This is a genomic window from Herbaspirillum sp. SJZ107, assembly GCF_006715485.1.
Classification (GTDB): Bacteria; Pseudomonadota; Gammaproteobacteria; order Burkholderiales; family Burkholderiaceae_D; genus Telluria.
On the sequence record NZ_VFNH01000006.1, the window covers coordinates 168,767 to 195,333 of the forward strand.

Here is a 26,567-nt window from a genome sequence, read left to right on the forward strand (position 1 = left end):
ATTTTTTCGTAAATTTTATGTACTTGATTCGTAATTTTGTTATTGCCGTCTCCTGGCTGTTCTTATCCGTTTCGATGGCCAATGCCGACGAACAGTCGACACAGACGAAGGCCAAGCAGATCTGGCAACTACTGGACTATCTAGCCGTCGACTATAGAAAGGCGGTTAAGGATGGCACGGTTTCGAGCGCCGCCGAGTATGCCGAGATGCAGGAGTTCGCCACTGCCGCCGAGCGCCAACTAGGTGAATTGGCTCCGCCACCGTCGCAGGATCTGGTTGCCAATGCTCATAAGCTTCGACTCGCTATTGACCAGAAAGCAAGTGCCGAGGTGGTTTCGGCGCAAGCACGCGCCTTAGCCGCTGCTCTCGTCACAATCTATCCAATCCCAATGGCCCCGGTTCGGCTGCCCGACCTGAAGCGTGGCGCAGAACTGTATCAGTCGAACTGTGCGGCATGTCATGGCGTGTCTGGCCGTTCCGACGGGCCGCTGTCAGTGACACTGAGTCCACCGCCGATTGTCCTCGCCGACCATACGAGGGCGCGGGAACGAAGTGTCTTCGCACTACAGCAGATCATCACGCATGGGGTGCAAGGTACGTCCATGCCCAGTTTTGCCCAACTGTCCGATGACGACCGATGGGCACTCGCCTACTTCGCTTCATCACTTTCGTACAGCGACAACGACCGCCAGGCCGGTGCAGCGCTTTGGGCGTCGCGCCCGAATCTACACGCCGCCGTGCCGGATTTAGCCAAGCTAAGCCAACTCTCCGAAGCGAACCTCGTGTCGACCGTTGGCGCTGACGTGGCTCGCCCGCTAGTAGCGTACCTGCGGTCAACCCCGGCGTCGGCAGGCGCCGCTACCGTAGACACCTTGCCATTGGCGAAGGCGAAGCTGCGAGAGAGCGTGGCGGCTATCGACAAAGGCGATATGCAAGGCGCATCGCGGCTGGCACTGTCTGCCTATCTCGATGGATTCGAGCCGGTAGAACCTGCACTTGCGGCAAAGGATGAATCTTTGTTCAACCACATCGAAACGACGATGGGCGCGTTTCGAAGCGCTATCACGTCGGGAAAACCAGCCGAAGCGCGGGTTATCGAGCAGCGCCTTCAGGACCTGTTGACCGAAGCCCAGGCGGCGCTTGGCGGAGCCAGCGATCCACTCTCGACCTTCATCGGTGCACTGACGATCCTGCTGCGGGAGGGCATAGAAGCGTTGCTGGTGGTAGTTGCAATGATCGCTTTCCTGAAGAAGGCTGATCGTCGCGATGTTCTGCCGTACATTCACGCGGGCTGGGTCGCCGCATTGACTGCCGGCGCCGCGACCTGGGGAGTGGCCACCTATCTTGTAGATGTGTCTGGCGCCAGCCGCGAAATGACAGAGGGCTTCTCCGCCGTGTTTGCCGCTATTGTCCTGCTCACGGTGGGAATCTGGATGCACCAGAAGAGTCTTGCCGGCCGCTGGCAGGCGTATGTGCGCGACAAGCTATCTTCGGCACTGACAAAGAGCTCGGCATTAATGCTGTTTACCTTGTCTTTTGTGACCGTCTATCGTGAAGTCTTCGAAACAGTACTGTTCTACGCGGCTCTGTGGAGCGATGGGAACGGTCCGTACATGCTCGCAGGTCTGGGGTGCGGAATCGCGATTTTAAGCGCGATCGCAGTCGTCCTGCTGCGGTCGTCTGCGCGTCTGCCGATAAGCCAGTTCTTCGCATTCAGCTCAGCCCTGGTTGCGGTGCTCGCCACGGTATTGATCGGAAAGGGAGTGGCCGCTCTGCAAAAAGTGGGGATATTCGAGAACACGGCGGTTAGCGCTCCGCACATCGAGATTCTTGGTATTTACCCGTCTTTGCAGACCTTGACAGCCCAACTGCTGCTCGTCGCCGTCGTAATTATTTCCGTTACATACAATCTGCGCTCTAGAAAAAACTTGAACGCAGAAAGTGCTTGACCCTCCAGTAACTGCAGAGTTTATAAATAGCGAATATCCGTACGTAAAGGTTCTGCATGGCGAACTGCTCTCATAACATATCGAAATTCCTCTTCATAGCGATACTATCCAATGTCTTGTCGACGGCACAGCCGCTTCATGCTGAAACAGTATTTGCGACTGGACAGGCATTCACATTGCGGGAAGCTGTTGCACGCGCTCAGGAAAGTGCACCTGGGGTTCAGGGCGCCAAGGCCGCGGTCGATAGTGCCGACGCTGCAGTGCAGGCCGCACGATTGCTTCCAAACCCGACATTATCCGTGGAAGCTGAAAACATTCTTGGCACAGGTCGTTATGCACGGTTCGGCGGAAGCGAAACGACCTACTCTGTCGCGATGCCGCTGGAACTTGGCGGGAAACGTAGTTCCCGCACTCGGGTCGCACAAGCCGAGCAGTCGGCGGCACAAATTGGTGTTGCCGTCGCCAAAGCAGACCTGACGTTAAAAATAACCCAGGCGTTCATTGCCGTCGCGGCAAGCGAACGGCGTCTCAGGATAGCGGATCAACGGCGGGAACTGGCAGTGCAGACTGAACGCGTCGCACACCTTCGCGTTGGTGCCGGCAAGGTCTCCCCTATCGACGAACAGAGAGCGTCCGCCCAGCGTCTCAGAGCGGATGTCGACGCAGGTCGTGCCGCGCGTGCGACAGAAGTGGCGCGAGCAAACCTGGCCCGATTAATCGGGGCAACACAACCATTGGCAATCGTGGCGCCGTGGTTCGACGATACGAGTGCAGAAGCCGGGATCGATGCGCCAGAAAGCTCGCTGTCACGCGCGGCCGCCGAGGCCCAGGTGGCGGCTGCCCGTGCGCGCGTAGATAGCGCGCGTCGCGCCCGCATCCCAGACCTGACCGTCAGCGCAGGTACGCGCCGGATAAAGGAAACAAGCGACACCGCAGCAGTCGTCGCGCTATCGATTCCACTTCCCCTGTTCAACCGGGGCGATGCAGAGGTGGCCCGTGCGAGGGCCGAACTGGACAAGGCGGAAGCAGAACGCAACGCTGCCGCACTAGACCTCGCTGAAGCCCTTGCATCTGCCCGGGCCGACGTCACTGACGCTAGGGCGAGCGCCATATCTGCGAGCGGTCCCGAGCTAGCTGCGGCCCAGGAGGCGGCGCGTATCGCGCGTATCGGCTACGCCGAGGGCAAGTTTTCGCAACTCGATCTGATTGAGGCCGAACGCTCTCTGTCACAGACGCAGGAAGCTGCCATCGACGCCTTGGCCACGTTTCACGACGCCCGCGCTCGTCTGGCGCGACTGCTCGGACACCTCGACCCAATTTATAAGGACTGATTGATGCCCAAGTTTTACCGTCCCCTCATCTACGCGTGCTTGTTATGGCTGGCAGCGTGCTCCAAATCACCGCAGGCTGGCAGGGAACCAGCTGCCGAACAACCGCATGTGGAACACACGGGCGAACAGCGCAAGAATGACAAAACTGAAGAGGCAGAGAAACGGGAGTCGGCTGAGAAAGGTGAAGCCTCCGAGAAGGGTAAAGCCGACACCATTCGCATGACGAATGCACAACTTGTCGCATCGAGCATCGAGGTAGCACCAGTACGTCAGATCGCCACCGACTCGGTCGAAGCGCCAGGGATGATCGATGCGAGTCCTTCACGCTCCGAAGTGGTTGCGGTCGCCGTTGGTGGTCGGATTACCGCCCTGCACCGTAATTTAGGAGAGCCAGTAAATCGTGGTGATGTGCTCGCGGTCGTCGAAAGTGGCGAGGCGGCTCAGCTGAGAGCGGATTTGGAAGCGGCACGGCGAGACCGCGAACTCGCGCGGGGCACCTTGCAGCGCGAAGAGCGGCTGTTCAAAGAAAAAGTGTCAGCCGAACAAGACTATATCGCTGCCAAGGCTGCCGCAGCTGAAGGGCAGACACGTTACCGGCTCGCCGAGCAGCGACTGGCTGCTGCCGGAGGCAGCGGGAGTGGCCCCTTGAACCGTCTTGTGGTGCGCTCCCCCATCAAAGGCTACGTGGTTGCGCGCCAAGCGGTATTGGGCAACGTCGTTGGACCCAACACTGAGCTTTTCCGTATCGCCGACTTGTCCGAAGTGTCGGTCGCGCTGGCTTTGGCCCCCGAGGATGCCAGTCGTGTGCATGTGGGCGCCGCGGTGGACGTCTCCACGCCGACCCGCAATGGCACTGCACATATCGCCTTCGTATCGCGGGTGATCGACGCAAACACGCGTCAGGTGCAGGCCTTGGCGACCCTGCCGAATGCCCAAGGTCTCTGGCGGGTGGGTGAAACAGTTCGCGCTGCCGTCCTGCTGGAGCATCCGAACGGAAAGACTGTCCTGGCTGTCCCTCAGAACGCGCTGCAGACGGTCGAGGACAAGCCTTCCGTCTTCGTTCGTACGAATGACGGCTTTGCAGTCAGGCCTGTCACGCTCGGCCCGTCCAATGGCAATTATGTCACGGTCGTCTCTGGCTTGACGGGTGACGAGCGCGTCGCCGTGACCAACAGCTATGTACTGAAAGCCGAGCTGGGCAAAGGCGAAGGTGGTGATGATGATTAACATGACGCTTCCACGGATGCGAGGACGGGGCCTGAAATGATTGCTCGCATCGTCACCTTCGCGGTAGCCCGTCGTTGGCTGGTACTGTTCACAAGCTTGTTGGCGGCCCTGGCCGGTGCCGTCGCTCTGTCGCGCCTTCCCATCGACGCCGTGCCCGACATTACCAACGTCCAGGTACAAATCAATACGTCGGCTCCCGCCTTGTCACCGGCCGACGTCGAGCGGCAAGTAACTTTTCCTATCGAGACAGCGTTGGCAGGAATTCCGGGGCTGCAATCCACGCGTTCGCTGACCCGGCACGGTTTTGCTCAGGTCACGGCTGTGTTCTCGGAAGACACGGATATTTACTTCGCCCGCCAGCAGGTGGCTGAGCGCCTGCGCTCCGCCGAACGCGATCTGCCTACAGGTGTCGCTCCTGCCATGGGGCCTGTCGCCACCGGTCTGGGCGACGTTTACATGTGGACAGTGGAGTTTTCCGGCCGACACGAATCCGGGGCGAAGACCGGCCTGCAACCGGACGGCAGCTACGTGACGCCAGAAGGCACCCGGCTGCATAACGAGGTCGAGAAAACGACGTATCTGCGTACGATCCAGGACTGGATCGTAGCACCGCAGCTCAAGACAACGAAAGGGCTTGCCGGTATCGATGTCCTGGGGGGATACGTCAAGCAGTACGTGGTCATGCCCGATCCGCAACGACTCGCGGCGGCAGGCTTGACCATGACCGCCCTGGCCGAGGGGCTGGAACGCAACAATACCAGCGCAGGCGCCGGAATCGTTGAACGTAACGGTGAAGCGCTCACGGTGCGGGCCGATGCACGCGTCACCACGGTGGACGATCTCAGCAAGATCGTCGTCGCCACGCGTAACGGCACACCTATCCTCGTTTCGCAAGTCGCACAGGTTACCGTTGGCCATGCAGTGCGCTTTGGTTCTGCGTCGGAGTCCGGCCACGAAGTCGTACTCGGTACCGCCGTCATGCGGATAGGAGAAAATAGCCGGACCGTTGCCGCCGCGGTCGATGCACGATTGAAGGAAATTGCCCGCTCGTTACCAGCTGACGTTATCGTCAAGCCGGTACTCGATCGAACCCGGCTCGTCGACGCAACGATCCACACTGTCGCCAAAAACCTGATAGAAGGTGCGCTGCTGGTCATTGTGGTGCTGTTCGCACTGCTCGGCAATATCCGGGCCGCGCTGATCGCGGCTGCGGTCATTCCCATAACGATGTTGCTGACCTCGGCCGGCATGCTGCGGGCCGGCGTGACCGCAAATCTCATGAGCCTCGGTGCGCTCGACTTCGGGCTGATTGTTGATGGCGCCGTGATCATCGTCGAGAATGCCTTGCGACGTCTCGCTGATCGGCAGCACGACGCCGGCCGCGTACTGACCAAGGCTGAACGCCTTGAAGTGGTAGCGACCGCCGCGCGGGAGATGATCCGGCCTAGTGTCTATGGTCAGGGCATCATCATGCTGGTGTATGTTCCCCTGCTGACGTTCCAAGGGGTCGAAGGAAGGATGTTTATGCCGATGGCCGTAACGGTCATTCTGGCGCTCGCGTTCGCATTCGTCCTGTCGCTGACCTTTGTGCCTGCAATGATCGCCCTCTGGCTGTCGAAACACGTCGAGGAACAGGAGAACCGGTTCGTGGCGGGAACGACAAGGCGCTACGCCACCTGGCTCGACCGTGCCGTGGCACGGCCAAAGCTGACAGGTGGCATCGGTGTTGGCGCCCTGGGTCTGGCACTGCTGCTGTTTACGACGCTGGGCCAGGAATTCCTGCCAACACTCGACGAAAAAGACGTTCTGCTGCAAGCCTGGCGTATTCCGGGAACCTCGGTGGACCAAAGCCAGTCGATGCAGTTCGCGATCGAGAAAGCCGTGGCGAAGCTTCCAGAGGTCAAACTGGTCTTTTCCCGCACCGGCACCGCCGAACTCGCGTCCGACCCCATGCCGCCCAACGGTACCGATACCTTCATCATCCTGAAAGAGCGCTCCGAGTGGCCAGAACCAGGCATGTCGAAAGCCGAGGTGGTCGAGAAGATTGAGCGCGCTGTCGCCGTTCTTCCCGGTCAAACGTATGAGCTGACACAGCCTATCCAGATGCGTTTCAACGAGTTGCTGGCCGGCGTTCGAGGAGACATCGCGGTCAAGGTCTACGGTGACGACTTCACGACGATGACCCAGACGGCCGAACGGATTGCCGCCCAGTTGCGTGAGACCGAGGGAGCGGCCGATGTGCGGGTCGAACAGGTGGCAGGACTTCCCCTTCTCGATGCAAGGCTCGACCGGGACGCCATGGCCCGTGTCGGACTGACGGCCCAGGATGTGTACGGCACACTGGCTGCGGCGCTCGCCGGACAGGAAGCAGGTATCGTGTATGAAGGCGATCGCCGCTTCGAGGTCGTCGTGAAACTTCCCGATGCGGTAAGGCAGGACATCAACGGTCTGCGGCAATTGCCTGTTCCTACCCCGGCGGGCGGCTTCGTCCCCTTGGGGTCGGTGGCTTCGCTGGTTGCAGCCAAGGGACCCAATCAGATCAGCCGCGAGAACGGCAAGCGCCGCGTGGTTGTGCAAGCCAACGTTCGCGGTCGTGACATCGCCGGCGTGGTGCAGGAAGCGCAGGCGCGCATCGCGTCGCAGGTGCGGTTACCGGCCGGTACCTGGCTCGAATGGGGTGGCCAGTTCGAGAACCTGGAGCGCGCACGATCCCGCCTCGCGATCGTCGTGCCGCTTTGTTTCGTCTTGATCCTGTCGCTGTTGTACTCGGCGGTGGGCTCCTGGCGCAAGACCGCGATCATTTTCACTGGAGTACCGTTGGCCCTGGTCGGCGGTGTGGCTGCCCTATGGCTGCGTGGACTTCCGTTCTCTATCACTGCGGCCGTGGGTTTCATTGCCCTGTCGGGTGTGGCAGTGCTCAACGGCTTGGTGATGGTGAGCGCGATCGACGATCTCGCGACACGCATGCCTTGGGAGCGCGCAGTACGCGAAGGCGCGGTGCGGCGCCTGCGTCCGGTCATGATGACTGCCCTGGTAGCGTCCTTGGGATTCGTACCGATGGCCCTGGCGACAGGCGCTGGAGCGGAGGTTCAACGTCCGCTGGCAACAGTGGTCATTGGCGGGTTGATTTCGGCCACCTTGCTGACTCTGTTCGTCCTTCCTGCCCTTTGTGCTCGCTTCGCACGGCCGACGAACACGTCTGCCATGACGGAGAGAGGTAGAACGTCAGTCTCGAAAAAATGAGGACGGCTTCGTGCACGCACTCGGAATCTGCAATCACGTAAGCTCGACATCCAGATAACCTACATGAATCAATAGCAAGCTATGTCCAGCGTTACGATGACCTACTTGGAAAGCACTTTTTCCATTCCCAAGATGGATTGCCCATCCGAAGAAAACTTGATCCGCATGGCACTTGGCAACCGTTCTGGCATTCGATCGTTAATGTTCGATCTATCCAAACAGGAACTTACGGTGGTACATCTGGGTGAAGCGGAAACGATATTGAGTCGGCTGCGCCCGCTGAACCTGGGCGCTGTACTCAAGGCTTCACAACCAGCTTTGACTCCTGAAAGTTCGTCCTCGGAAGGGCCACGATGGGAAAGCGTGTTCACCATTCCCAAGATGGACTGCGCATCCGAAGAGAACCTCATCAGGATGGCGTGCAACGATGACCTCCACGTACTGTCGATGTCGTTCGATTTGCCGAACAGGGAGCTGAAGGTGATGCATACCGGATCGGCCGAGCACGTGCTCGAACTGCTCCTGCCCCTCAGGCTGGGCGCCAGCCTGCGCAGTTCGAGCGCGGCGACCACCGATCCGGATCACTCACGGCATTCAAGCGACGAGGATGGGGCGGAGGCGCGGACTCTGCGCCTGCTCCTGGCGATCAACGGCGTCATGTTTTTTGTCGAGCTGCTCGTCGGGTGGATCGCACAGTCGGCGGGCCTGGTTGCCGACTCGTTAGATATGTTCGCCGACGCTGCAGTCTATGGACTGGCGCTGTATGCAGTCGGCCGTGCGGCGCATCTGAAGACGCGGTCCGCTCATATTGCCGGGTGGTTGCAGATGGCTTTGGCGATCGGAGCGCTCAGCGAGGTCGTCCGGCGCTTCGTGTACGGCAGCGAACCGCAATCGCTCCTGATGGTGGGTATTGGCCTGCTCGCCCTGGCGGCAAACGTGAGCTGTCTTGTACTTATTACCAAAAAGCGCGACAGCGGCGCCCACATGAAGGCAAGCTATATTTTCTCCGCGAACGACGTTGTGGCCAACCTTGGAGTGATCGTGGCCGGTGTACTGGTGAATTGGACCGGTTCGCCTTATCCGGACCTGGTCATCGGTATTATCATCGGCTTGGTGGTCCTCAATGGGGCGCGTAGGATCCTCCAACTGCGCTGAATTCGTAAGCCGTGATTGCTTCCTGTGGCAGGAAGGCGAAAGAACGAACTCGAATCCTTATGGCTACTCGAGGGCCTAACATGAGGTGTAAAATGAACATGCGAATTGGCGAACTGGCGAAGCTCGCGGCCTGCCAACCCGAGACGATTCGATTCTATGAGCAAAAGGGGCTAATGCCGGCGCCGATCAGGTCGCATGCGAACTACCGCTTGTACGACGCCAGCCATGCTGATCGTTTGCACTTCATCCGCCGTTGTCGCGCGCTAGGAATATCGTTGGATGAAGTGCAGACTCTGCTAGGTTTTCAGGATCGGCCGGACATGACATGCGGCGGAGTGAACGATTTGGTCGACCAGCATATTCTTGAGATCGACCGGCAGATTGCAGACCTTCGTACCCTGCATGCCGAGCTTTCCGAACTGCGTAGGCAATGCGATTCTGCGCGTCCCGCTGCGCGGTGTGAAATCCTCAAACAACTGGGCGAAACCTCTTCGTCAGACGGTCCCAGAAGTGAACACGTCGCTGAGCGTTGAAGCAAGCTCGAGCACCATGAAAGGTAACGCGAAAGCTACCCGTGCCGTTGCAGCAACTCTTCTACTTCACTTTCCGGGACGACCAGTGGAAATGCGTAACGACCCATCCCTCACCTTTCTTTTCCAAGACTGCGGTTTCGGTCCCGATTAGGCGAACCGCCGAACCTTTATACGTGCCTTGCGTCTCGGTTTCCTGGATGACGACGGCCATGTCGCCACCTATCCGCTCGCTTCCTTTCACCACCTTCCGGCTTGTGTTCTTTGCGAAAGCGACATCGGCGGGAAGATGGTGCCCTGCGTATTCGTCCTTGGACTGCTCGACATGGCCACTCTCGAAGATCTGGACTGCGGGACTGAGTAGCGACAGCGCCTTTGCGGTATCACCGCTGGCGACCGCTGCATGGTACTCCCCAACGACCTCGGTCGGACTGGCGGCGAAGACGGGAAGTGATGTCACGGCAAAAAAGGCGAGGCAAAACAGTCGGCGCATCGAGGCTCCTTATGGACGGAAATTACAAGCCTGACATTACACCAGAGACGGGTAAGCAGCTCAAGATTTTCGCCAGTCCTACCTCCATACTTTGTCGTCCTCGGCGGCAATTGGATTCCCGATCACGTCCGAACTGCACGAACACGTCCAAATAGCTGCATCTTCAGCCACTGACGCACACGCGGCGTGTTCGACTCAAAAGGCAGATAGAACAGGTAAGCGCCGACAACGAGCACCAGATACATGCCGGCGTACATGAGGTAATGGGACAACCGGTAGGGCGAGAGCTGGCCGAGACCCAACATCGAAGCGAGCAGATGCCCCATCAAGAGGATCACTGGCACGTGCAGCACGTACAAGGTGAATGAAAAGTTCGCGAAGAACCGTCCCGTCCGGTCCAGCCAGTCCAGCTTGGGCCCCAGGCGGCGCTTGAACTGCATGCTCGACAGGAACAGTACGAACAGCAGGCTGAAAAGTAGGTACTGCGGAAAGCCTTCCGGCGTGATGTCGGTTTTACCCTCCAGCCGGATGACGATGGCGCTGCCGACAAACAGGAACAGCAAGGCCCAGCGCCAGAGCGGACCCGCCTCGATCTTCACCCGTGAGAACGCAGCGCCTAACAGCCATATCGAAAAATAAATCAATATGCTGCCATGCACCAACTGGAAGATGGCGCCGATCGCCAACACCGCCGCGGCCCGTGTCGCGATTGTCCTGCCGCGAAACACCAGCACCAGAAGCGGGAACAGCAGGTAGTACCAGGTTTCATTGGCGAGGCTCCATAATGGGAAGTTGCCGCCGAACGGGGGGACGATGAGCGTTTGCAGGCCAATCATGTTCCCGAAAAACGCGCTCATCGAGTACGCCTCGGACGTCGAAAACGACACGCGCGCCGTATCGAGGGCGCCGATGGCAGAACCTGCAAGCAACACGACGAGGAAAGTCGGCACAAGCACGACCCACAGGCGCGAGACCCGGTCGATCGTGTAATTCTGGAACGCGCGGTCCGAGTCCAGCTTATTGAGAAAGCTTCCGCCGACCAGCCAGCCACTGAGCACGAAAAAGACGATCACGGCAAGGTAAGCGAATCCGGCGCCGAACGCCAAGCCCTGAAACAGCAACGGCGGGTTCGTTACTGTGCCGAAGCCGGGATACATCTGGGCACGCAAATGTGCTGCGGCCACCACCAGCGCTGCGAGGCCCCTCAACAGGGAGATCAACATCGAGTGCCAACAGTCTTCCTGCAGATTCGTCTTTTCGAGAATGGTGATTTTCGGCATGACAGCCTCGCTGTGTGAACAAACCCGAATAACGATATAACCCAACCATTGTTGATGTCCTGACTAGTCCCAAGTGCAGTTGACGCCTGCAGGGCCTTGCTGGTCTTATCCGGTCCGAAGCGCCAAAAGCGCTGCCTTGATGCATTCTCTTGATTTGCGGTACCATGTTTGGATGATGCGCACGATCTTTCGCCTTCTGCTGTGGCTTTCGATCACGGTGCTGTCCCTGCAGGGCGGCGCTGCGATGGCGGTCGGGCAGCCTGAACAGGCCGTGCACGAAACAGTGGTCATGACCGGCCACCAACACCATCGGGCCGCCGCGCAAGCGGACGGAGGGCACTGCACCGAGGCTGACTCCAAGACAGTGGTTTCGTCACACGCCAAGTGCGCCGCTTGCGCAAGTTGCTGCGTTGGCGCCTGCGCGCCTCCAGGACTACTGCCCACCTTCCACGCACCGCCGTTCTCTTCCTCGCTGCACGCTCTTGCGGAAGCCGCGATGACGTCCTTCGTCCCTCCCGCCCTCGAGCGACCACCACGCCTCGATCTCGTTTGATTTTTCCGCGCGCGCTGACGGCGCGCATCCGGGCTGCCTGGTGCAGCCCTCAATCAACACGAAACAAACCATGAAATTTTCACCCCTGCTGCTGTTCGCAGCTGGCGTGCCGCTGCTCGCTTGCGCGCAAGCGCAGCAGACCTTGCCGTCCGCCGCCGACGCGAATGCGCCTGTCGCGCCCCTGCAGTACCAATCCGTCTTCGCCAATGTCGTCGCGTCGAAGGAAGCGCCGCAAGCGCCCGATAAACGCTGGGCTCGCGCTAACCGCGTCGTCCTCGGCGAGGAAGCAGAAGCTTCCGTATCGGGCGAACAGTCCACTGCTGGCGTATCCCAGAAGGTCTCCACGCCAGAACACATGCACGGCAAGCACGAACACGAAGGAGCGCACCAATGAACTCACCTGTACGACCTGGCCTGCGTCGATTGGCTGTAGCGGTCAGTGCCGCGCTGCTCACAGGCTGCGCGAGCTTTTCCCAAGACGGCGGACTCGATGATGTCGCCCGGATGACGCAGGAACGCATCGCCCAGCCGGCACCGTTGAAGCGGGACCAAGACTCGCGGGCCGAAGTGACCGCCCTGCTCGCCAAGCCGCTCACCGCCGACGCTGCGGTGCGCATTGCCCTGCTCAACAACCAGGGCCTGCAGGCGTCCTTCGCCGCGCTCGCGATCGCCGAAGCGGACTTCGTCCAGGCTGGGCGTCTGCCGAACCCGGGCTTCAGCTTTGGTCGGGTACGCGGGGGTGGCGAGACCGAAATCGACCGGGGGCTGTCCTTCGACCTGGCAGCGCTCGTGACCCTGCCGGCCCGCACCCGCATCGAACGTCGGCGCTTCGAACAAGCCAAGCTGCAGGCGGCAATGCAGGCTGTGAACCTGGCGGCCGACACGCGCAAGGCGTATTACTCGGCCGTGGCTGCGGCGCAGGCAGCGGGCTTCGCGGACACGGTACGTGGATCGGCCGAGGCGGCCGCCGAGCTTGCCGCGCGCATGCGCGCCACAGGCAACTGGAGCACCCTCGACGCCGCGCGCGAGCGCGCCTTCTACCAGGACGCGTTGACCCAGCAGGCACAAGCGCGCCTGCAGGCCACGACCGCACGCGAGGAACTGGTCCGCCTGCTGGGCCTGTGGGGCCCTTCCCTCGCATTCACCCTGCCTGACCGGCTGCCTGAGCTGCCCGCGCAGCCAGACCAGCCGGCCAATGCCGAAGCGACCGCGCTGTCGCAGCGGCTCGACGTCCTCATCGCGCGCCAGGATGCGCAGGCGACGGCACAGGCGCTCGGCCTGACCAAAGCGACCGGTTTCATCAACGTGTTCGATGCGGGTTACGCCAACAAGAGCACGACCGGCGCGCCCCGCGAGAACGGCTACGAGGTATCGCTCGAGTTGCCGCTGTTCGACTGGGGCGGCGCGCGCGTGGCGCGGGCACAGGCAACGTACATGCAGGCGGTCTACCGTACCGGCGACATCGCCGTGAAAGCGCGCTCCGAAGTGCGCCAGGCCTATGCGAGCTATCGCACCACCTATGACATCGCCCGCCATTACCGCGACGAGGTCGTTCCCCTGCGCAAGCAGATCGCGGATGAGGTGCTGCTCCGCTACAACGACATGTTGGCGAGCACCTTCGAATTGCTTGCCGAATCGCGCGAACAGCTTGCGGCCGTCAACGCCTCCATCGCGGCGCAGCGCGATTTCTGGATCGCCGACACCAATCTTCAGACCGCCATGAATGCAGGCGGCAATACTGATTCAAGGACAGCACAATGATTTCCCGTCGAGATTTTTTCAAAGGCGCCGGCGCCGTCGCGGTAAGCACTGCCGCAGTCAGCCGTGTGGGCGCAGCATCGCTGCCCGAAGCGATGGTCATGGACAATGCAAAGACCCATGTGCCGCCGCCACCCGCCACCGGGCGTCCGTTCAACCCGGTCGTGACCCTGAACGGCTGGTCCCTGCCCTGGCGGATGAACAACGGCGTGAAAGAGTTCCACCTGGTTGCCGAACCGGTGGTGCGCGAGTTCGCTCCCGGCATGAAGGTCAACTTGTGGGGCTACAACGGCCAGTCCCCGGGCCCGACCATCGAGGTCGTCGAGGGTGACCGGGTGCGTATTTTCGTGACCAATAAACTCCCCGAGCACACCAGCGTGCACTGGCACGGCCAGCGCCTGCCGAACGGCATGGATGGCGTGACCGGTCTCACCCAGCCGGGTATCTCGCCGGGTAAGACCTTCGTCTACGAGTTCGTGGCGAAGCGCCCGGGTACCTTCATGTACCACCCCCATGCCGACGAGATGACCCAGATGGCGATGGGCATGATGGGCTTCTGGGTGACGCACCCGAAGGACATCGGGCGGTTTGCCGTCGACCGCGACTTCGTCTTCCTGCTCAGCGCCTACGACATCGAACCGGGCAGCTATACCCCGAAGGTCAACACGATGCTGGACCATAACCTCTGGACCTTTAACAGCCGGGTCTTTCCGGGTATCGACACGATGCCGGTACGGCAAGGCGACCGTGTGCGCATCCGTGTCGGCAACCTGACGATGACGAACCACCCGATCCATGTTCACGGTCATGAGTTCGAGGTGACCGGCACCGATGGCGGCTGGACCCCGCCCGGCTCGCGCTGGCCGGAGGTGACCACGGACGTCGCCGTCGGCCAGATGCGGGCGATCGAGTTCATCGCCACCGACCCGGGTGACTGGGCCTTCCACTGCCACAAGTCACATCACACAATGAATGCGATGGGCCACAACGTGCCGACGCTGATTGGCGTTGACCACCGAGGCATTGCCGAGAAGATCAACAAGATCGTGCCGGATTACATGGTCATGGGCGACAAGGGCGGCTCGATGGGAGGCATGGAAATGCCGATCCCGGAAAACACTCTGCCGATGATGACTGGCGACGGGCCATTCGGCGGCGTCGAGATGGGCGGCATGTTCACCGTGCTGAAGGTGCGCAAGGACCAGAAGCGTGGCGACTACAGCGACCCGGGCTGGTACAAGCATCCGGCGGGTACGGTCGCCTACGAATGGACTGGTCAGTTGCCTGAGCCTGCACGCAGCAGCGATGCTGGACGCAGCCTGATGCCGGCCACCAGCAAGCCCGACGTCGAGCTGCAGGTGCGCAAACCCTCGGGGCATGCGGAGCATTAAGGCAAAGCACACTAGCAGCATGACGGAATGCCGGCATGAACATCGTGTCGGCACACTGCACCACGCCTGGCCTCTCAGTTCTTTCGCTCCAGATCCCGGATGTATTCCTTCATTTCGCCAATTTCCTTTTTCTGTGCAGCGATGATCCCGTCGGCGAGCTTGCGAACCCGCGGGTCGGTAATGTTGGCGCGTTCGCTGGTCAGGATAGCAATGGAGTGGTGGGGGATCATGGCGCGCATATAGGCCACGTCGCCCACCGTCGCCTGGCTGCGCACCAGCCATAGCGCACCAAGGAATACCACCAGGCTTCCGATAAGGATTCCTACGTTGACGCCTTTGTTCGGATACATCTTCCACATGAAAGCAAGCATCACGATCGCCATCGTGGCGCCCATGATGAGTGCCATGAACGCTCTTGTTTCGCTGAAGAATATGTGGTCGACTGAATAGACATTCAGATACATCAGCCCGAACATGATGATTGTTCCAGCCGCGATCATCTGAGCGAAGGTTGTGTATTTCATTGTTGCCATCGTATTGCTGCGGTGGGGTGCAGGCGAATCTTGCATTGATTTCTCCTTTAAAACGAATCGACGTAAAACAGCGCCGGGTTAACATGACCCGGCGCCCGATGCTGCCGGTTAGCGCGAGCAAGCCTTTCAGAAGTCCTGATCCTTTCTCTTGTCGCCGGTAGCGGGCATGAATCCGCAATCGCGGAATTGCTCGCACAGCATGTGCCGCATCTCGTTGATCTGGTTCTTCTGCGTCACGACGATGTTCTCGCAGTAGCGATGGAGGGAGTCGTGGTCGATGTCGCTCTTGACCTGGCAGTGCAGGCTGGGCGCGAGTGCGCTGAGATGATGGTTACTGAAGGTGCGCAGGAAGGTCTGGTTGAACTGTGCGCCGGCCGGCGTACTCTCGAGGGTAGCGATCATCCTTTGGCCGTCGGCGGTAAGCTGGGGCGTGTGCTGCATTCCGTACCAGTCGCGCAAGAAGCGCTGGGCCCGCATGATTTCTTCCCGCTGCGTACGATTAGCCTGGCGAGACATGGAGCGAATTTGATCATCGCTCGCCTTGGCCACGGTGGCGCCGTAGCCAGGTGTCGGCGACGTCCCTTCGCCAGGATTGCTGACAGGCGCATTGCGCTGCGTGTCCGTGCCGGCTGCCAGCTCGGTCATCCGCAATGCCGAGTAATGGTGGTCGATGATAAAGACGAGATAGTTCTTCTCGAACGTCGCAGTCGAGCCGCGACCCGGGCCGTCCGCGGACGCCGTTCCCGTGATCGCCACGAGCGCCAAACCCGCGAGTGCACGCGTGGCCAAGGTGCGGCAACGCGATACCGGCGTTGCAGCGTGCGTGAAATACAGATTAGTGCGTTTCATCTTTCTCTCCCGTATGGTTGTGATGCGAGGTTCAAGCCACAGTCTTTGCCTGCTTCGATGTGAGGCTGCGCCGGCGAGCCAGAGCAGCAACGCCGAGTCCGCCCAACAGCATCGACCACGTCGCCGGCTCGGGCACGGCCATAACGACATTGTTCGCCGCTGCCCAGTACACGGTGCCGTCGTCCTCCATGTTCTGGAAATACACAGAGGTGAGCGGACGATCCGACAGGAACGCGACAAACGCGTCCTGTGAAGCATTCGACAGCGTGAATGTCTCGCTGTCCGCACCGGACACCGCGCTTAGCACGATGGTGCGGTCCGGCATGAAGGCGCCGAATGAATCGGTTCCGAAGAAGTTTCCACCGAAGCCGAATACCCCGGACGAGAACGCGTTGAACGTGATGACGTCGCTGGACATCGTTCCACTCAGCCAGATATCGCCCCCGCTTCCCGACGGGTAAAAGCCGCCGTCGCCAGGTCCTGCACTTACCTGATAGGTGTAGGCGCCGGCCAGGCGGCTCAGGGGGCTGCCGGTTTCTACCATGGCCAGGTCGTCGAAGGTGTCGGTGGCCGAGCCGGACACCGCATTGAGAAAGGCAGCGCGGTCGGTGAAGACCGTGATGTCTGCATGTGCGGCGGAAGCCGCCATCGTCACGGCGCATGCGGCAAGCAGCTTCCGTGTGAGGGACAGACTGGATTTCATTTTGCGGTTCCTTTCGTATGCGCCTTCCCGCTTCCTGCAGGAAGGCATTGTTATCGCGAACGCAAACCCTCAAGCCGCCGCGGCCGATCCCATCCGGCGGCACTCCTCGGCGCATCGTCGGCAAGCGGCCGCGCAATCCTGGCAATGCTGCATCTGGTGCTTGGCGCACTCGTCACCGCACGCCTGGCAGATCTGGGCGCAAAGCTGGCAGAGCGCTCCGGCAAATTCGCTGCCACGGGCCATGAAGCCGGCAGCCAGCCGGCAGATTTGTGCGCAGTCCATGTCGAGTGCGATGCAGCGCGCCATCATCTTGACGTCGTCTTCCTGCAGGCAGGCCGTCGAACACATGTCGCAGGCGTCAGCGCAGGCGTTGCAGGCATCGATACATGATTGATACTGTTGTTGCATGACGTTCTCCTTGAATGGTTGAAAATACCTCTTCAAAACGTCCCTATGGATAGTGCGGGATGGTCATGGCCACCCCGCTTCGTGGTCAGAACCAGATCCGCACGCCGGCAACGATCTGCGTGCTCTTGTTTCGATCTCCCCTCACCCGCGCATAGTCGGCGGTGTCGCCGAAGTTGCGCGCCCAGGTCACGCCGACATAAGGGGCGAACTGGCGCCGGATCTCGTAGCGCAGGCGCAGGCCAAGTTCGAGATCGGACAGTCCGCTGCCCACGCCCCTGGCCGGATCGGAGCGGCTGTACAGGTTGGCCTCGACTTCGGGTTCGAGGATCAGCTGCTGCGTGAACAGCAGTTCGTAACGCACGTTGAAACGCACGGCAAGCCTTCCACCAGACCAGTAGGCGGTCGCTTCCGTATCGAACCAGTACGGCGCCAGGCCGCGCACGCCGAAGGCCAGCCAGTTGCGCGAATCGCCGCCACCGCTGTCGTGGCGTACGCCGAGTTGGGTACTCCAGAAGGTCGCGAAGGTGCGGTCCCACAAGGCTTCCGTACGCAGGGACTGCAGGTGCCCTCCGCGCCGCTCACCCTCGGCCTTGAACCAGGCCTTGTTGTAGTCGTTCCCGTACCATGCTTCGGCGTCTAGATTCTGGCCATGTTCGCCGTCACCCTTCGCGTATTCGAACTTGTCGAGCAGGATCCGGCCGAAGCGCATTTCGTCGTTCATCTCGTTGCCTGGCAGGTGCGCGAAGCTCGTGCCTTCGGCATAGGCGTCCGGATCGCGGGCGTCGGGCGGTGGACTGCCGCCCTGCATCGGGCCCATCTTCATGTCGTGGCCCATTCCGCCCATGCCGCCCATCGCTTGTCCCATGCTGTGGTCCATGCTTGGTTTGCCCTGTTGCGGCGCCGGCTTGGCGTCCTGCACCCGGTCGTCACCCGCATGATTCATCTGCGAGTGATCCATCCCGGGCTGGTCCATCTGCGATTTTTCCATCTGCGTGTGGTCCATCCGGGAATGATCCATTCCTTCCATCGTTTTGGACTGGCCCGTGCCGGATGCCTGGCCGGTGCCGCCCTCCTTCGGCGGCTCGGTCGTCTGAGCCGATGCCGCGTCCGCCGCCACGAGGCCAAAGATCAGCAGCGCGACCGCTGCACCGGTTTTCGTCGTTGCGGTTTTCATGAAACGACCACCTCCCTGAACATGCCTGCTTCCATGTGATAAAGAAGATGGCAGTGGTAAGCCCAATGGCCTGGGGCGTCGGCCGTCACCCGGTAAGTGACGCGCTGGGCCGGCTGCACGTTAATCGTGTGCTTGCGGACCAGGAACTCCCCGCTCGGCGACTCGAGCTCGCTCCACATGCCATGTAGGTGGATCGGATGGTTCATCATGGTGTCGTTCACCAGTACGATGCGCAACCGCTCGCCGTGCCTGAAGTGGACGGGCTTGGACTCCGAAAACTTCTGGCCGTCGAAGGACCACATGAAGCGCTCCATGTTGCCGGTCAGGTGCAATTCGATCTCGCGGGTCGGCTCACGGTCGTCGACCGGTCCGCCGATCGTGTGAAGGTCGGCATAGGTCAGCACGCGCCTCCCGTTGTTGCGCAGATTGATACCGGGGTCGTCGAGATTGGTGCGAGGCATGTCGACGTGCATGTCGACACCCGGGCCATACTCGGTGCGGGCGTGGGTGACTTTCGGAGGCGTGCCCTGGGCCATTGGCGTCGTGTGGCCGCCGCCATGGCCGGCGTGCTGCATCGGCATCTGCATCTGCCCGTGGCCCCCCGCCATTCCGCCATGGGACATGCCCGGCATGTCGTGCATGCCCTCCATCGTGTGCATGTCGTGCGGCGCCTTCCCTTCCTTGCCCGGCGCCGCCTGGCCCATTCCCGACATGCCGCCCATGCTCCCCATTGCCATCGCGCCCATCATGTCCTGCATGGCCAGCCACTGGGGCGGATCCATATCGGGCACCGGGGCAGACATGCCCGCGCGAGGCGCCAGCGTCGCGCGCACAAAACCGGAACGCCCGATCGACTGCGCGAAGATGGTGTAGGCCTGGTCGCCGGTTGGCTCGACCAGCACGTCATAGGTTTCGGCAACGGAAATCCGGAATTCGTCGACCGGCACGGGCTCGACGTCCTGTCCGTCCGCGGCGATTACCATCATTTTCAGACCCGGAATGCGAACGTCGAAGATCGTCGTCGCCGAGCCGTTGATGAAGCGCAGCCTGACTTTCTCACCCGGACGGAACAAGCCGGTCCAGTTCCTGTCCGTAGGCGTACCATTGATCAGGTAGGCCATCCTCACGCCCAGGTTGCGGCTGGCGGTCACGTCGCTGAAGTCGGTCGGCAACATGCGCATCTGGTTCCACATCTTGCGCTTGTCGAGCGCGGCCCCGAGGCCGTTCTTCCGTATGTCGTCCAGGAACTGGCCGATGGTCGGCTGGTTGGTGTTGAAGAAGTCGCTCATTTTCTTGAGCTTGGCAAAGACCTTGGCAGGATCGCCATCGACCCAGTCCGACAGCATGACGACGTAGTCACGGTCCGCCTTCACCCGTTCGCCGTTCTTCGGCTCGATCACGATCGAACCGGCCAGGCCGCTCTGCTCCTGGAATTCGGAATGGCTGTGGTACCAGTAGGTCCCGCTCTGCTTTACCTGGAAGCGATAGGTGAAGGTCTGGCCCGGAGGAATCCCGGTGAAACTGATGCCGGGCACGCCGTCCATCTCCGCCGGCACCAGGATGCCGTGCCAGTGAATGGAACTCGTGACCGGCAGCCGGTTGGTCACGCGCAGCGTCACGGTGTCGCCCTCGCGCCAGTACAGGACCGGCCCAGGAACCTGGCCGTTGACCGCGGTGGCGACCTGCGGTGCGCCAGTGAAGTTGACCGGCGCCGGCACGATCTCCAGGTCGAATTCGGTGCCGCGCAAGATCGGCTGCGCGGCCTGACCGGCTGCCAGCAGTCTGGCTGGGACCAGCCCGGCGAGGGCGGCGGCCCCTGCGCCCTGCAGGAGCCGTCGTCGCCACCGGTTCACGGCGCTCTCCTCAAAAACACGTTGCTGCATGAAGTATTCCCCTAGATGAAGTGATGAAACAATTGCCGCAGTACGGGCCCGCGTCGCGCACGCAGGCGCACTCGCAGCAAACCTCGCTGCGCAGCTACGTGGCGGATGCGGCCTGCGCGCACTCCCAAAGCGTGCGGGCTCCGCGCGTGTTTCGTCGATATCGAAATTCGAATGAAGATGAATGGCTGGCAGGCATCGGTCGATGGCATGTCGCGTGCATCCCGCATGCGCGACGTCTCCGACGGATGCCGGGAGAGCGTTCAGCCCACCTGGGAAGTCAACCGCGTGGCGGTCGCTCTATGCGGGATGGGATCCAGCCCGTGAAGGAGGAGATTGGGGAAACGGAGTCAGTTGCAAACTGCTCTGCTGGCAACCCAGCAACTGCGAACGGCGGGGGCGCCGAGGCGCCGATATAGCCGGCACTGCACGCCCGGCAGGAAGAATGCTTTTGGTGGGCGCCACTATCGCAGGGCATATCATGATCTGCGGCGACGCTGGCGTGCGCTTGTGCGGTCGACTGGGTCATCGACATCGCCATCTCATGCTCGTCGCAGTCATCCATGACCGCAGCTTCCGAGCTTGCCGACGTGGTATGCGCCATTCTGCATGGCGATGTGATCGTGGCGGCGATGCCCTGCATGGGCAGCGACACGATCAGTATCCATAGCATGAGGACTCGAACGAATGGGCGCATGTAATCAATCTAGCACATGCAAAAATGACATGTCCGCACGATACGGCATCGCAACGTTCGAAGCTTACCTGCCGATGGGATTGCCGATACTTTCGCATATGCTAGAATCGACGTGTGAAAGCCATACTGAAAGTCTTGATCGTCTGGATGACGTTGCTGGCGGTGCCGCTCCAAGGCTTCGCTTCCGCGACGATGTCCTTCTGTGTGGCGCCAGTGGCGGCACAGGACAGTCACGACCACGAATCGATGACCGACGACGCCGACATGTCCAGTGCTCACGTCCATGCTGAGCATGCAGGTCCGGACATGCAGGCCGACCATCATCCCGCGTCTCATCATCAGGCCGGCAAATGTGCTACCTGTGCGACATGCGGCTCCTGCTTGTCGATGGCGCCTTCGTTTCTTGCCGTGCTGCCGGCAACTGCTTCTTCGTCAACGACCATTCCATTTGACCGGCATCTCTTGCCATCGGTCTACCTTGCGCTCCTAGAGCGACCTCCACGCGTCTGACCTTTCGCGCTGCTGAACGCTTCGTTCGTGTCAAGGCACGGACATACCTGGCTACGCCTTCGTCGCCGGCACTTCAGCGTACACAGCCCTTCTTTATCTGTAACTGAAACGGACTGCGTCAGACCGGCAAACGCCGTCGCGCGTCCACTGCAATTAAATTTTGACTGTTTTGGAGTATTAAATGACTCGTTTGTCTTCCCTGTTCAGCACCCTCATGGTTTCCGCCGGCCTCGCACTGGCAACCGCCAACGCTTCGGCACAAATGCAGATGCAAGACCACAGTCAGCATAACGCTACGGCTACCGCTTCGCCGAATGATGCGAATGCGCTGACCGATGGTGAGATCAAGAAAGTCGACAAAGACACCGGCAAGCTGACGGTGCAACATGGGCCGCTGACCAATCTCAACATGCCTGGCATGACCATGTCCTTCAAGGTGCAGGATCCGGCGATGCTTGACCAAGTGAAAGCTGGAGACAAAATCCGGCTGCGTGTCGAGCGCATCAACGGCGCCTTCACGGTGACCAAACTGGAAACGGCCAACTGAAGCTGCCGGCGTCCTGCCGTCACTACCGGCGGCCGGACGCCGCACATCGATACCTCGACCTAAAAAATCAGGAGCAAAACATGTCCACCAAACGTATTCTGGCTTTGGCCACCTTCGCTCTCGCGAGTACCGTAACTTCGTCCGCATTCGCGCACGCCAAATTGCAATCTTCGGATCCCCAGGCCGGCAGCACACTCGCGGGTACACCGAAGCAAGTGCGCCTCAAGTTCAACGAGGCACTCGAGCCGGCGTTCAGCAAAATTAAAGTGACGGGTCCTCAAAATAACGAGATTCCGGTCACCGCGCCCACCGTCGATAAGGCTGATCCGACCGTCATGACGGCGCCGCTGCCAGCGCTGTCCTCGGGTGAGTATCACATCCAATGGTCGACGATGACCCACGACGGCCATAAGGCAAAGGGCGAAGTCACGTTCAAGGTCAAGTGATGGGGCTGGATCTGCAAGCTGTCCAGCACCTCGTCACTGCCCTTCTGAACCTCGCAGTAGCCCTCGTCACGGGAGCGAGCGTTTCCCGCTTGTGGATTGGCCGTGACGTATCCAGATGGGCCGACGCGCGCCGCCAGTCCGTCTGCAAGGCTGCGTTGGCCGGTGTCGTGGTCGCTCTGGCCGCGAACGCCGTGCTGTTGTGGCTGGAATCGGCAACCATGGCCGAAGTCCCCGTTTCTGAAGCGGCTGGCGCCACCTGGTCGATGCTGACCTCGACACACCTTGGCCTTGCATGGTCCATTGGGATGTTCGGATTGGCCATGGCTACCGTTGGGACTTGCATGTGCGGCGATCGGAGCCAGAGTTCTGCACTACTGACTTTGGCGTCGCTCGCTGTGTTCTGGTACACGCGGAGCATGGTCAGCCACGCCGCCAGCGAAGGGGACTTCAGCCTGCCCCTGCTGGCGGATTGGATTCACTTGGGCCTGATCAGCTTGTGGGTCGGCGAAGTGTTCCTTGCTGGCGGAGTCATGTTGAGAGCAACCGAAAACATGACTGAGGCCGACAGGCGTGCACGCGCAGAGTACGTGGCGTCCCTGTCCAGTTCGGCGACCTTTGCCCTGTCCGGCATTTTCGTTACAGGCCTGTATGCAAGCTGGCGCAACCTGGGCGGCTTCGACAACCTGGTCGGCAACTCGTATGGCAACACGCTCGTCGCGAAGCTGCTGCTCGTTGGCGTTGCGGCGATGCTGGGTGGGATCAATCGCTTTTTCGTGATGCCGCCATGGCTCGCACCTGAGTCATCAGGAAATGCCGCCCCTGAAGTTTTACCGATGCGCTTCAAGCGCATATTGTGGATCGAAGCGCTTGTCTTGCTTGCAGTCGTCGTTCTGGCAGCCTGGCTTGCATCGACATCGCCCCCGGGTGAACAAATGTAAGAACTTCCAGCTGACTGGTGGTTGTTTTCACGCCGGCAGCCGATCGCATCCGTCGGTTGCCGGCACTCTGGAGAAAAATTATGTTTATCGAAAAATTCAAGAATCTTGCGGTCGCCGCCCTGATCGGTCTTCCGATGGCAGCCAGCGCAGCGACGCAAGCTGTCGAGGTCTACAAGTCCGCAACCTGTGGCTGCTGTGAAGCATGGGTCAAGCACCTGCGGGCCAACGGCTTCAAGGTCAATGCGCACGACGTCGCCAATCCATCCGATACCCGCGAGAAAATGGGCATTCCCGATCGGCTCGGCTCATGCCACACCGCAGTCGTTGGTGGGTATGCGATCGAAGGGCATGTGCCAGCCGCCGAGATCAAGCGGCTGCTCGCTGCAAAGCCAAAAGCGAAGGGGCTGGCGGTCCCGGCCATGCCGCCTGGCTCTCCGGGAATGGAGGGGCCGACGCACATGCCGTATGACGTGCTACTAGTTCGCAATGACGGAAGTACGACTGTCTACAAGCATTACGAGTAAGGCATCCTTAGCCTCGTCAGCTCAAGCACAGTGTATGGACCAGCCAGTCGCGGACAATGCGTCTCTCACCTGCAGTTAATTCCCTGTGCCGCGCAGGCGAAGCGCATTGCTAATGACCGATACCGAGCTCAGACTCATCGCGAGCGCCGCAATCATCGGCGACAAGAGGTGGCCGGTAAACGGATAAAGCAGACCTGCAGCCAAGGGAATCCCGAGCGCGTTGTACACGAAGGCGAAGGCCAGGTTTTGGCGCATGTTCCGCACCGTGTCCAGCGACAGCAGGCGCGCCCGTGCGATGCCGCGCAGGTCGCCTTTGACCAGGGTGACGTGTGCTGAGTTGATCGCGACGTCGGTTCCGGTCCCCATCGCGATACCGACATTGGCCTTGGCCAGGGCCGGGGAGTCATTGATACCGTCGCCGGCCATCGCGACCGTCTTGCCTTGCGCCTGCAGGCGTTCAACGAGTGCCAGCTTGTCCTGCGGCTTGACTTCGCCATACACTTCCGCGATGCCGAGTTTTGCACCGACCGATTTCGCAGTAGTGAGGCCGTCGCCGGTTGCCATGACAACCGTGATGCCGGCGTCCTTGAGCGTTGCCAGCGCTTCCGGCGTGGTCTGCTTGACCGGGTCGGATACCGCGACGAGCCCTAGGAGCCGCCGATCGGCCGCCAGGTACATGACGCTTGCGCCTTCGAGACGCCAGCGTTCCGCCTGGGCGGCGAGCGGCTTCCAATCGACCTTTTCGATATCCATGAGGGCTGTATTGCCCAAAGCAATACGCTTGCCCTCCACCAGCCCTCGCACGCCGATGCCGCTCGACGATTCGAAGCTCTCTGGCTTTGCCAGAGCTAGTCCGCGGCTGCGCGCCTCGGCGACAATTGCGTGCGCCAGCGGGTGTTCGCTGATCTGGTCAATGCTGGCGGCGATCCGCAACACCTCTTGTTCATCCTCGCCGGGCGCCGGGGCGGCCGCCTGGAACGCGGGTTTGCCTTCGGTAAGCGTGCCAGTCTTGTCGACGATGAGGGTGTCGATCTTGCGCATGCCCTCGATGGCCGCTGCATCGCGGAACAGGATGCCCTGTGTGGCGCCGCGCCCGGTGGCCGCCATGATGGACATCGGCGTCGCCAGCCCGAGTGCGCACGGGCAAGCAATGATCAGGACCGAGACGGCATTGACGAAGCCATACACCCAGCTTGGCTCCGGACCGAAGATCCCCCAACCTACCAGCGTCAGCAAGGCGACCGTGACCACAACCAACACGAAATAGCCGGCTACCACATCGGCCAGCCGCTGCATCGGTGCACGCGATCGCTGTGCCTGGGCAACCATCTGGACGATTTGGGACAGCATGGTCTGCGAGCCCACTTTTTCCGACCGGACGATCAGGCTGCCACTGGCGTTGATAGTGGCGCCGATCACCTGGTCGCCAGGTCGCTTGGTCACAGGCACCGGCTCGCCGGTCAGCATGGACTCGTCGACTGCGCCCTCGCCCTCAAAGACGATGCCGTCGACCGGGACCTTTTCACCGGGACGCACACGGAGCGCATCGCCGACGTGGACATGGGTCAGCGGAATGTCTTCTTCCGTGCCGTCCGCATTGATGCGGCGCGCCGTCTTTGGCGCCAGGCCCAGCAGCGATTTGATTGCGGCGGATGTCTGTGAGCGCGCGCGCAATTCCAGTATCTGGCCCAGGAGAGTCAGCGAAATGATGACCGCGGCCGCCTCGTAGTACACGCCGATGCGGCCATGCATGGCGAAGGTTTGCGGAAACAAGCCGGGCGCGACGGTTGCCACCACGCTATAGCCGTAGGCTGCGCCTACGCCAAGTCCGATCAGCGTCCACATGTTGGGGCTGCGATTCCTGATGGATTGCACCCCACGCGTAAAGAATGGCCACCCAGCCCACAGCACCACCGGGGTGCTCAGCACGAACTCTATCCAGCTTTGCCCGGGCAGGCCGCCGTTAAATATTCGATGTCCCGCCATCGCAAGGACGGTCACGATGACAGTCAAAGGCAGGGTCCACCAGAGGCGCCGCTTGAAATCCACGAGTTCCGGATTCTCCTCTTCTTCCAGCGAAGGCAGCATTGGCTCGAGCGTCATGCCGCAAATCGGGCAATTCCCCGGTTGCGGCTGCCGGATTTCTGGGTGCATCGGACAGGTGTAAATCGTGCCTTCCGGAGCGGCAGCGGCCGGTTCATGGGGAGCGGGGTCTATGTCTTGCTGGGGTGATACACGGAACTTGTCCATGCATTTGGTGCTGCAGAAATGATAGGTCTGCCCTTCGTGCCGAATCTTCTTGACAGGATCGGCGCCGACTTTCATTCCGCAGACCGGATCGGTGAACGGCTTGTCGCCAGTTCCGTCTGCATGGTGAACACCGTGGTCATGTCCGCGATCATGATGATGCTCGCGGCCGTGGTACTGGTGATGTGACTGATCGTTCAT

Annotated in this window: 23 protein-coding genes; 14 read left to right on the plus strand and 9 right to left on the minus strand. The window is 60.9% G+C overall.

All coding sequences use genetic code 11. The features are described 5' to 3' along the window. The first annotated feature begins 17 nt into the window (after positions 1–17). The 6 genes from FBX97_RS28685 to cadR all read left to right on the plus strand — a co-directional run bounded on the left by FBX97_RS28685 (position 18) and on the right by cadR (position 9,438). On the plus strand, positions 18–1,949 hold the full coding sequence (locus FBX97_RS28685; protein WP_075791031.1) for a cytochrome c/FTR1 family iron permease: 1,932 nt from the start codon (positions 18–20) through the stop codon (positions 1,947–1,949). A 56-nt stretch (positions 1,950–2,005) separates the two neighbouring features. Continuing rightward, the gene (locus FBX97_RS28690) at positions 2,006–3,280 is read left to right on the plus strand and encodes a TolC family protein (protein WP_141839242.1); all 1,275 of its coding nucleotides are present in this window, start codon (positions 2,006–2,008) and stop codon (positions 3,278–3,280) included. Between the two features lie 3 nt (positions 3,281–3,283). Beyond that, positions 3,284–4,507 (plus strand): efflux RND transporter periplasmic adaptor subunit, encoded by a 1,224-nt coding sequence (locus tag FBX97_RS28695; RefSeq protein ID WP_075796157.1) that lies wholly within the window; start codon positions 3,284–3,286, stop codon positions 4,505–4,507. 36 nt (positions 4,508–4,543) lie between these two features. After that, positions 4,544–7,750, plus strand: a complete 3,207-nt coding sequence (locus FBX97_RS28700; protein ID WP_141839244.1) for an efflux RND transporter permease subunit — start codon at positions 4,544–4,546, stop codon at positions 7,748–7,750. 96 nt (positions 7,751–7,846) lie between these two features. Then, positions 7,847–8,905: a cation transporter gene (locus FBX97_RS28705; RefSeq protein WP_075796717.1), complete on the plus strand. Its 1,059-nt coding sequence runs from the start codon at positions 7,847–7,849 to the stop codon at positions 8,903–8,905. Positions 8,906–8,997: 92 nt separating this feature from the next. Next, positions 8,998–9,438: a Cd(II)/Pb(II)-responsive transcriptional regulator gene (gene cadR, locus FBX97_RS28710; protein ID WP_075796155.1), complete on the plus strand. Its 441-nt coding sequence runs from the start codon at positions 8,998–9,000 to the stop codon at positions 9,436–9,438. Positions 9,439–9,499: 61 nt separating this feature from the next. Here cadR and FBX97_RS28715 read toward each other — a convergent pair whose 3' ends face one another. Further along, positions 9,500–9,928: a DUF4440 domain-containing protein gene (locus FBX97_RS28715; RefSeq protein WP_075796154.1), complete on the minus strand. Its 429-nt coding sequence runs from the start codon at positions 9,926–9,928 to the stop codon at positions 9,500–9,502. 122 nt (positions 9,929–10,050) lie between these two features. After that, positions 10,051–11,208, minus strand: coding sequence for an acyltransferase family protein (locus FBX97_RS28720; protein ID WP_141839246.1), 1,158 nt, complete (start codon positions 11,206–11,208; stop codon positions 10,051–10,053). Between the two features lie 623 nt (positions 11,209–11,831). Between FBX97_RS28720 and FBX97_RS28725 the strand changes: the two genes are divergently transcribed. Genes FBX97_RS28725 through FBX97_RS28735 form a run of 3 tightly spaced genes read left to right on the plus strand, consistent with a single transcriptional unit; the run spans position 11,832 to position 14,910 of the window. Next, a complete protein-coding gene (locus FBX97_RS28725; RefSeq protein WP_141839248.1) occupies positions 11,832–12,155 on the plus strand; it encodes a hypothetical protein in 324 nt (107 codons plus the stop codon). Beyond that, positions 12,152–13,522, plus strand: coding sequence for a TolC family protein (locus FBX97_RS28730; RefSeq protein WP_141839250.1), 1,371 nt, complete (start codon positions 12,152–12,154; stop codon positions 13,520–13,522). Before FBX97_RS28725 ends, FBX97_RS28730 begins: the two co-directional genes overlap by 4 nt. Then, complete coding sequence (locus FBX97_RS28735; RefSeq protein ID WP_141839252.1) at positions 13,519–14,910, plus strand: copper oxidase; 1,392 nt, start codon at positions 13,519–13,521, stop codon at positions 14,908–14,910. Before FBX97_RS28730 ends, FBX97_RS28735 begins: the two co-directional genes overlap by 4 nt. Before the next feature lie 74 nt (positions 14,911–14,984). Here FBX97_RS28735 and FBX97_RS28740 read toward each other — a convergent pair whose 3' ends face one another. The 6 genes from FBX97_RS28740 to FBX97_RS28765 all read right to left on the minus strand — a co-directional run bounded on the left by FBX97_RS28740 (position 14,985) and on the right by FBX97_RS28765 (position 20,460). Continuing rightward, positions 14,985–15,479, minus strand: coding sequence for a DUF305 domain-containing protein (locus FBX97_RS28740; protein ID WP_255517669.1), 495 nt, complete (start codon positions 15,477–15,479; stop codon positions 14,985–14,987). 90 nt (positions 15,480–15,569) lie between these two features. Further along, complete coding sequence (locus FBX97_RS28745) at positions 15,570–16,292, minus strand: DUF305 domain-containing protein (protein WP_075796147.1); 723 nt, start codon at positions 16,290–16,292, stop codon at positions 15,570–15,572. A gap of 31 nt (positions 16,293–16,323) precedes the next feature. Then, entirely contained in the window at positions 16,324–16,995 is a 672-nt protein-coding gene (locus tag FBX97_RS28750; protein ID WP_255517670.1) for a PEP-CTERM sorting domain-containing protein, read from the minus strand. A 69-nt stretch (positions 16,996–17,064) separates the two neighbouring features. After that, positions 17,065–17,403, minus strand: coding sequence for a four-helix bundle copper-binding protein (locus FBX97_RS28755; RefSeq protein WP_141839256.1), 339 nt, complete (start codon positions 17,401–17,403; stop codon positions 17,065–17,067). Between the two features lie 85 nt (positions 17,404–17,488). Beyond that, on the minus strand, positions 17,489–18,577 hold the full coding sequence (locus FBX97_RS28760) for a copper resistance protein B (protein ID WP_255517671.1): 1,089 nt from the start codon (positions 18,575–18,577) through the stop codon (positions 17,489–17,491). After that, a complete protein-coding gene (locus FBX97_RS28765) occupies positions 18,574–20,460 on the minus strand; it encodes a copper resistance system multicopper oxidase (RefSeq protein ID WP_141839258.1) in 1,887 nt (628 codons plus the stop codon). The genes FBX97_RS28760 and FBX97_RS28765 overlap by 4 nt, the downstream gene beginning before the upstream one ends. Before the next feature lie 808 nt (positions 20,461–21,268). On the opposite strand from FBX97_RS28765, the gene FBX97_RS28770 reads away from it, so the two are divergent. The 5 genes from FBX97_RS28770 to FBX97_RS28790 all read left to right on the plus strand — a co-directional run bounded on the left by FBX97_RS28770 (position 21,269) and on the right by FBX97_RS28790 (position 24,119). Continuing rightward, a complete protein-coding gene (locus FBX97_RS28770; RefSeq protein ID WP_141839260.1) occupies positions 21,269–21,664 on the plus strand; it encodes a DUF2946 family protein in 396 nt (131 codons plus the stop codon). 181 nt (positions 21,665–21,845) lie between these two features. After that, the gene (locus FBX97_RS28775) at positions 21,846–22,211 is read left to right on the plus strand and encodes a copper-binding protein (RefSeq protein ID WP_370457378.1); all 366 of its coding nucleotides are present in this window, start codon (positions 21,846–21,848) and stop codon (positions 22,209–22,211) included. An 80-nt stretch (positions 22,212–22,291) separates the two neighbouring features. Beyond that, entirely contained in the window at positions 22,292–22,657 is a 366-nt protein-coding gene (gene copC, locus FBX97_RS28780) for a copper homeostasis periplasmic binding protein CopC (protein ID WP_141839262.1), read from the plus strand. Further along, on the plus strand, positions 22,657–23,595 hold the full coding sequence (locus tag FBX97_RS28785; RefSeq protein ID WP_141839264.1) for a copper resistance D family protein: 939 nt from the start codon (positions 22,657–22,659) through the stop codon (positions 23,593–23,595). The genes copC and FBX97_RS28785 overlap by 1 nt, the downstream gene beginning before the upstream one ends. 80 nt (positions 23,596–23,675) lie before the next feature. Continuing rightward, a complete protein-coding gene (locus FBX97_RS28790) occupies positions 23,676–24,119 on the plus strand; it encodes a DUF411 domain-containing protein (protein ID WP_141839266.1) in 444 nt (147 codons plus the stop codon). 75 nt (positions 24,120–24,194) lie between these two features. Here FBX97_RS28790 and FBX97_RS28795 read toward each other — a convergent pair whose 3' ends face one another. Further along, positions 24,195–26,567, minus strand: coding sequence for a heavy metal translocating P-type ATPase (locus FBX97_RS28795; protein ID WP_141839268.1), 2,373 nt, complete (start codon positions 26,565–26,567; stop codon positions 24,195–24,197).

Excerpts from the sequence above, each read along its gene's own strand:
- FBX97_RS28685 (WP_075791031.1), top strand. The coding sequence starts at position 18 with ATGTACTTGATTCGTAATTTTGTTATTGCCGTCTCCTGGCTGTTCTTA.
- FBX97_RS28690 (WP_141839242.1), top strand. The coding sequence starts at position 2,006 with ATGGCGAACTGCTCTCATAACATATCGAAATTCCTCTTCATAGCGATA.
- FBX97_RS28695 (WP_075796157.1), top strand. The coding sequence starts at position 3,284 with ATGCCCAAGTTTTACCGTCCCCTCATCTACGCGTGCTTGTTATGGCTG.
- FBX97_RS28700 (WP_141839244.1), top strand. The coding sequence starts at position 4,544 with ATGATTGCTCGCATCGTCACCTTCGCGGTAGCCCGTCGTTGGCTGGTA.
- FBX97_RS28705 (WP_075796717.1), top strand. The coding sequence starts at position 7,847 with ATGACCTACTTGGAAAGCACTTTTTCCATTCCCAAGATGGATTGCCCA.
- cadR (WP_075796155.1), top strand. The coding sequence starts at position 8,998 with ATGAACATGCGAATTGGCGAACTGGCGAAGCTCGCGGCCTGCCAACCC.
- FBX97_RS28715 (WP_075796154.1), bottom strand. The coding sequence starts at position 9,928 with ATGCGCCGACTGTTTTGCCTCGCCTTTTTTGCCGTGACATCACTTCCC.
- FBX97_RS28720 (WP_141839246.1), bottom strand. The coding sequence starts at position 11,208 with ATGCCGAAAATCACCATTCTCGAAAAGACGAATCTGCAGGAAGACTGT.
- FBX97_RS28725 (WP_141839248.1), top strand. The coding sequence starts at position 11,832 with ATGAAATTTTCACCCCTGCTGCTGTTCGCAGCTGGCGTGCCGCTGCTC.
- FBX97_RS28730 (WP_141839250.1), top strand. The coding sequence starts at position 12,152 with ATGAACTCACCTGTACGACCTGGCCTGCGTCGATTGGCTGTAGCGGTC.
- FBX97_RS28735 (WP_141839252.1), top strand. The coding sequence starts at position 13,519 with ATGATTTCCCGTCGAGATTTTTTCAAAGGCGCCGGCGCCGTCGCGGTA.
- FBX97_RS28740 (WP_255517669.1), bottom strand. The coding sequence starts at position 15,479 with ATGCAAGATTCGCCTGCACCCCACCGCAGCAATACGATGGCAACAATG.
- FBX97_RS28745 (WP_075796147.1), bottom strand. The coding sequence starts at position 16,292 with ATGAAACGCACTAATCTGTATTTCACGCACGCTGCAACGCCGGTATCG.
- FBX97_RS28750 (WP_255517670.1), bottom strand. The coding sequence starts at position 16,995 with ATGAAATCCAGTCTGTCCCTCACACGGAAGCTGCTTGCCGCATGCGCC.
- FBX97_RS28755 (WP_141839256.1), bottom strand. The coding sequence starts at position 17,403 with ATGCAACAACAGTATCAATCATGTATCGATGCCTGCAACGCCTGCGCT.
- FBX97_RS28760 (WP_255517671.1), bottom strand. The coding sequence starts at position 18,577 with ATGAAAACCGCAACGACGAAAACCGGTGCAGCGGTCGCGCTGCTGATC.
- FBX97_RS28765 (WP_141839258.1), bottom strand. The coding sequence starts at position 20,460 with ATGCAGCAACGTGTTTTTGAGGAGAGCGCCGTGAACCGGTGGCGACGA.
- FBX97_RS28775 (WP_370457378.1), top strand. The coding sequence starts at position 21,846 with ATGACTCGTTTGTCTTCCCTGTTCAGCACCCTCATGGTTTCCGCCGGC.
- copC (WP_141839262.1), top strand. The coding sequence starts at position 22,292 with ATGTCCACCAAACGTATTCTGGCTTTGGCCACCTTCGCTCTCGCGAGT.
- FBX97_RS28785 (WP_141839264.1), top strand. The coding sequence starts at position 22,657 with ATGGGGCTGGATCTGCAAGCTGTCCAGCACCTCGTCACTGCCCTTCTG.
- FBX97_RS28790 (WP_141839266.1), top strand. The coding sequence starts at position 23,676 with ATGTTTATCGAAAAATTCAAGAATCTTGCGGTCGCCGCCCTGATCGGT.
- FBX97_RS28795 (WP_141839268.1), bottom strand. The coding sequence starts at position 26,567 with ATGAACGATCAGTCACATCACCAGTACCACGGCCGCGAGCATCATCAT.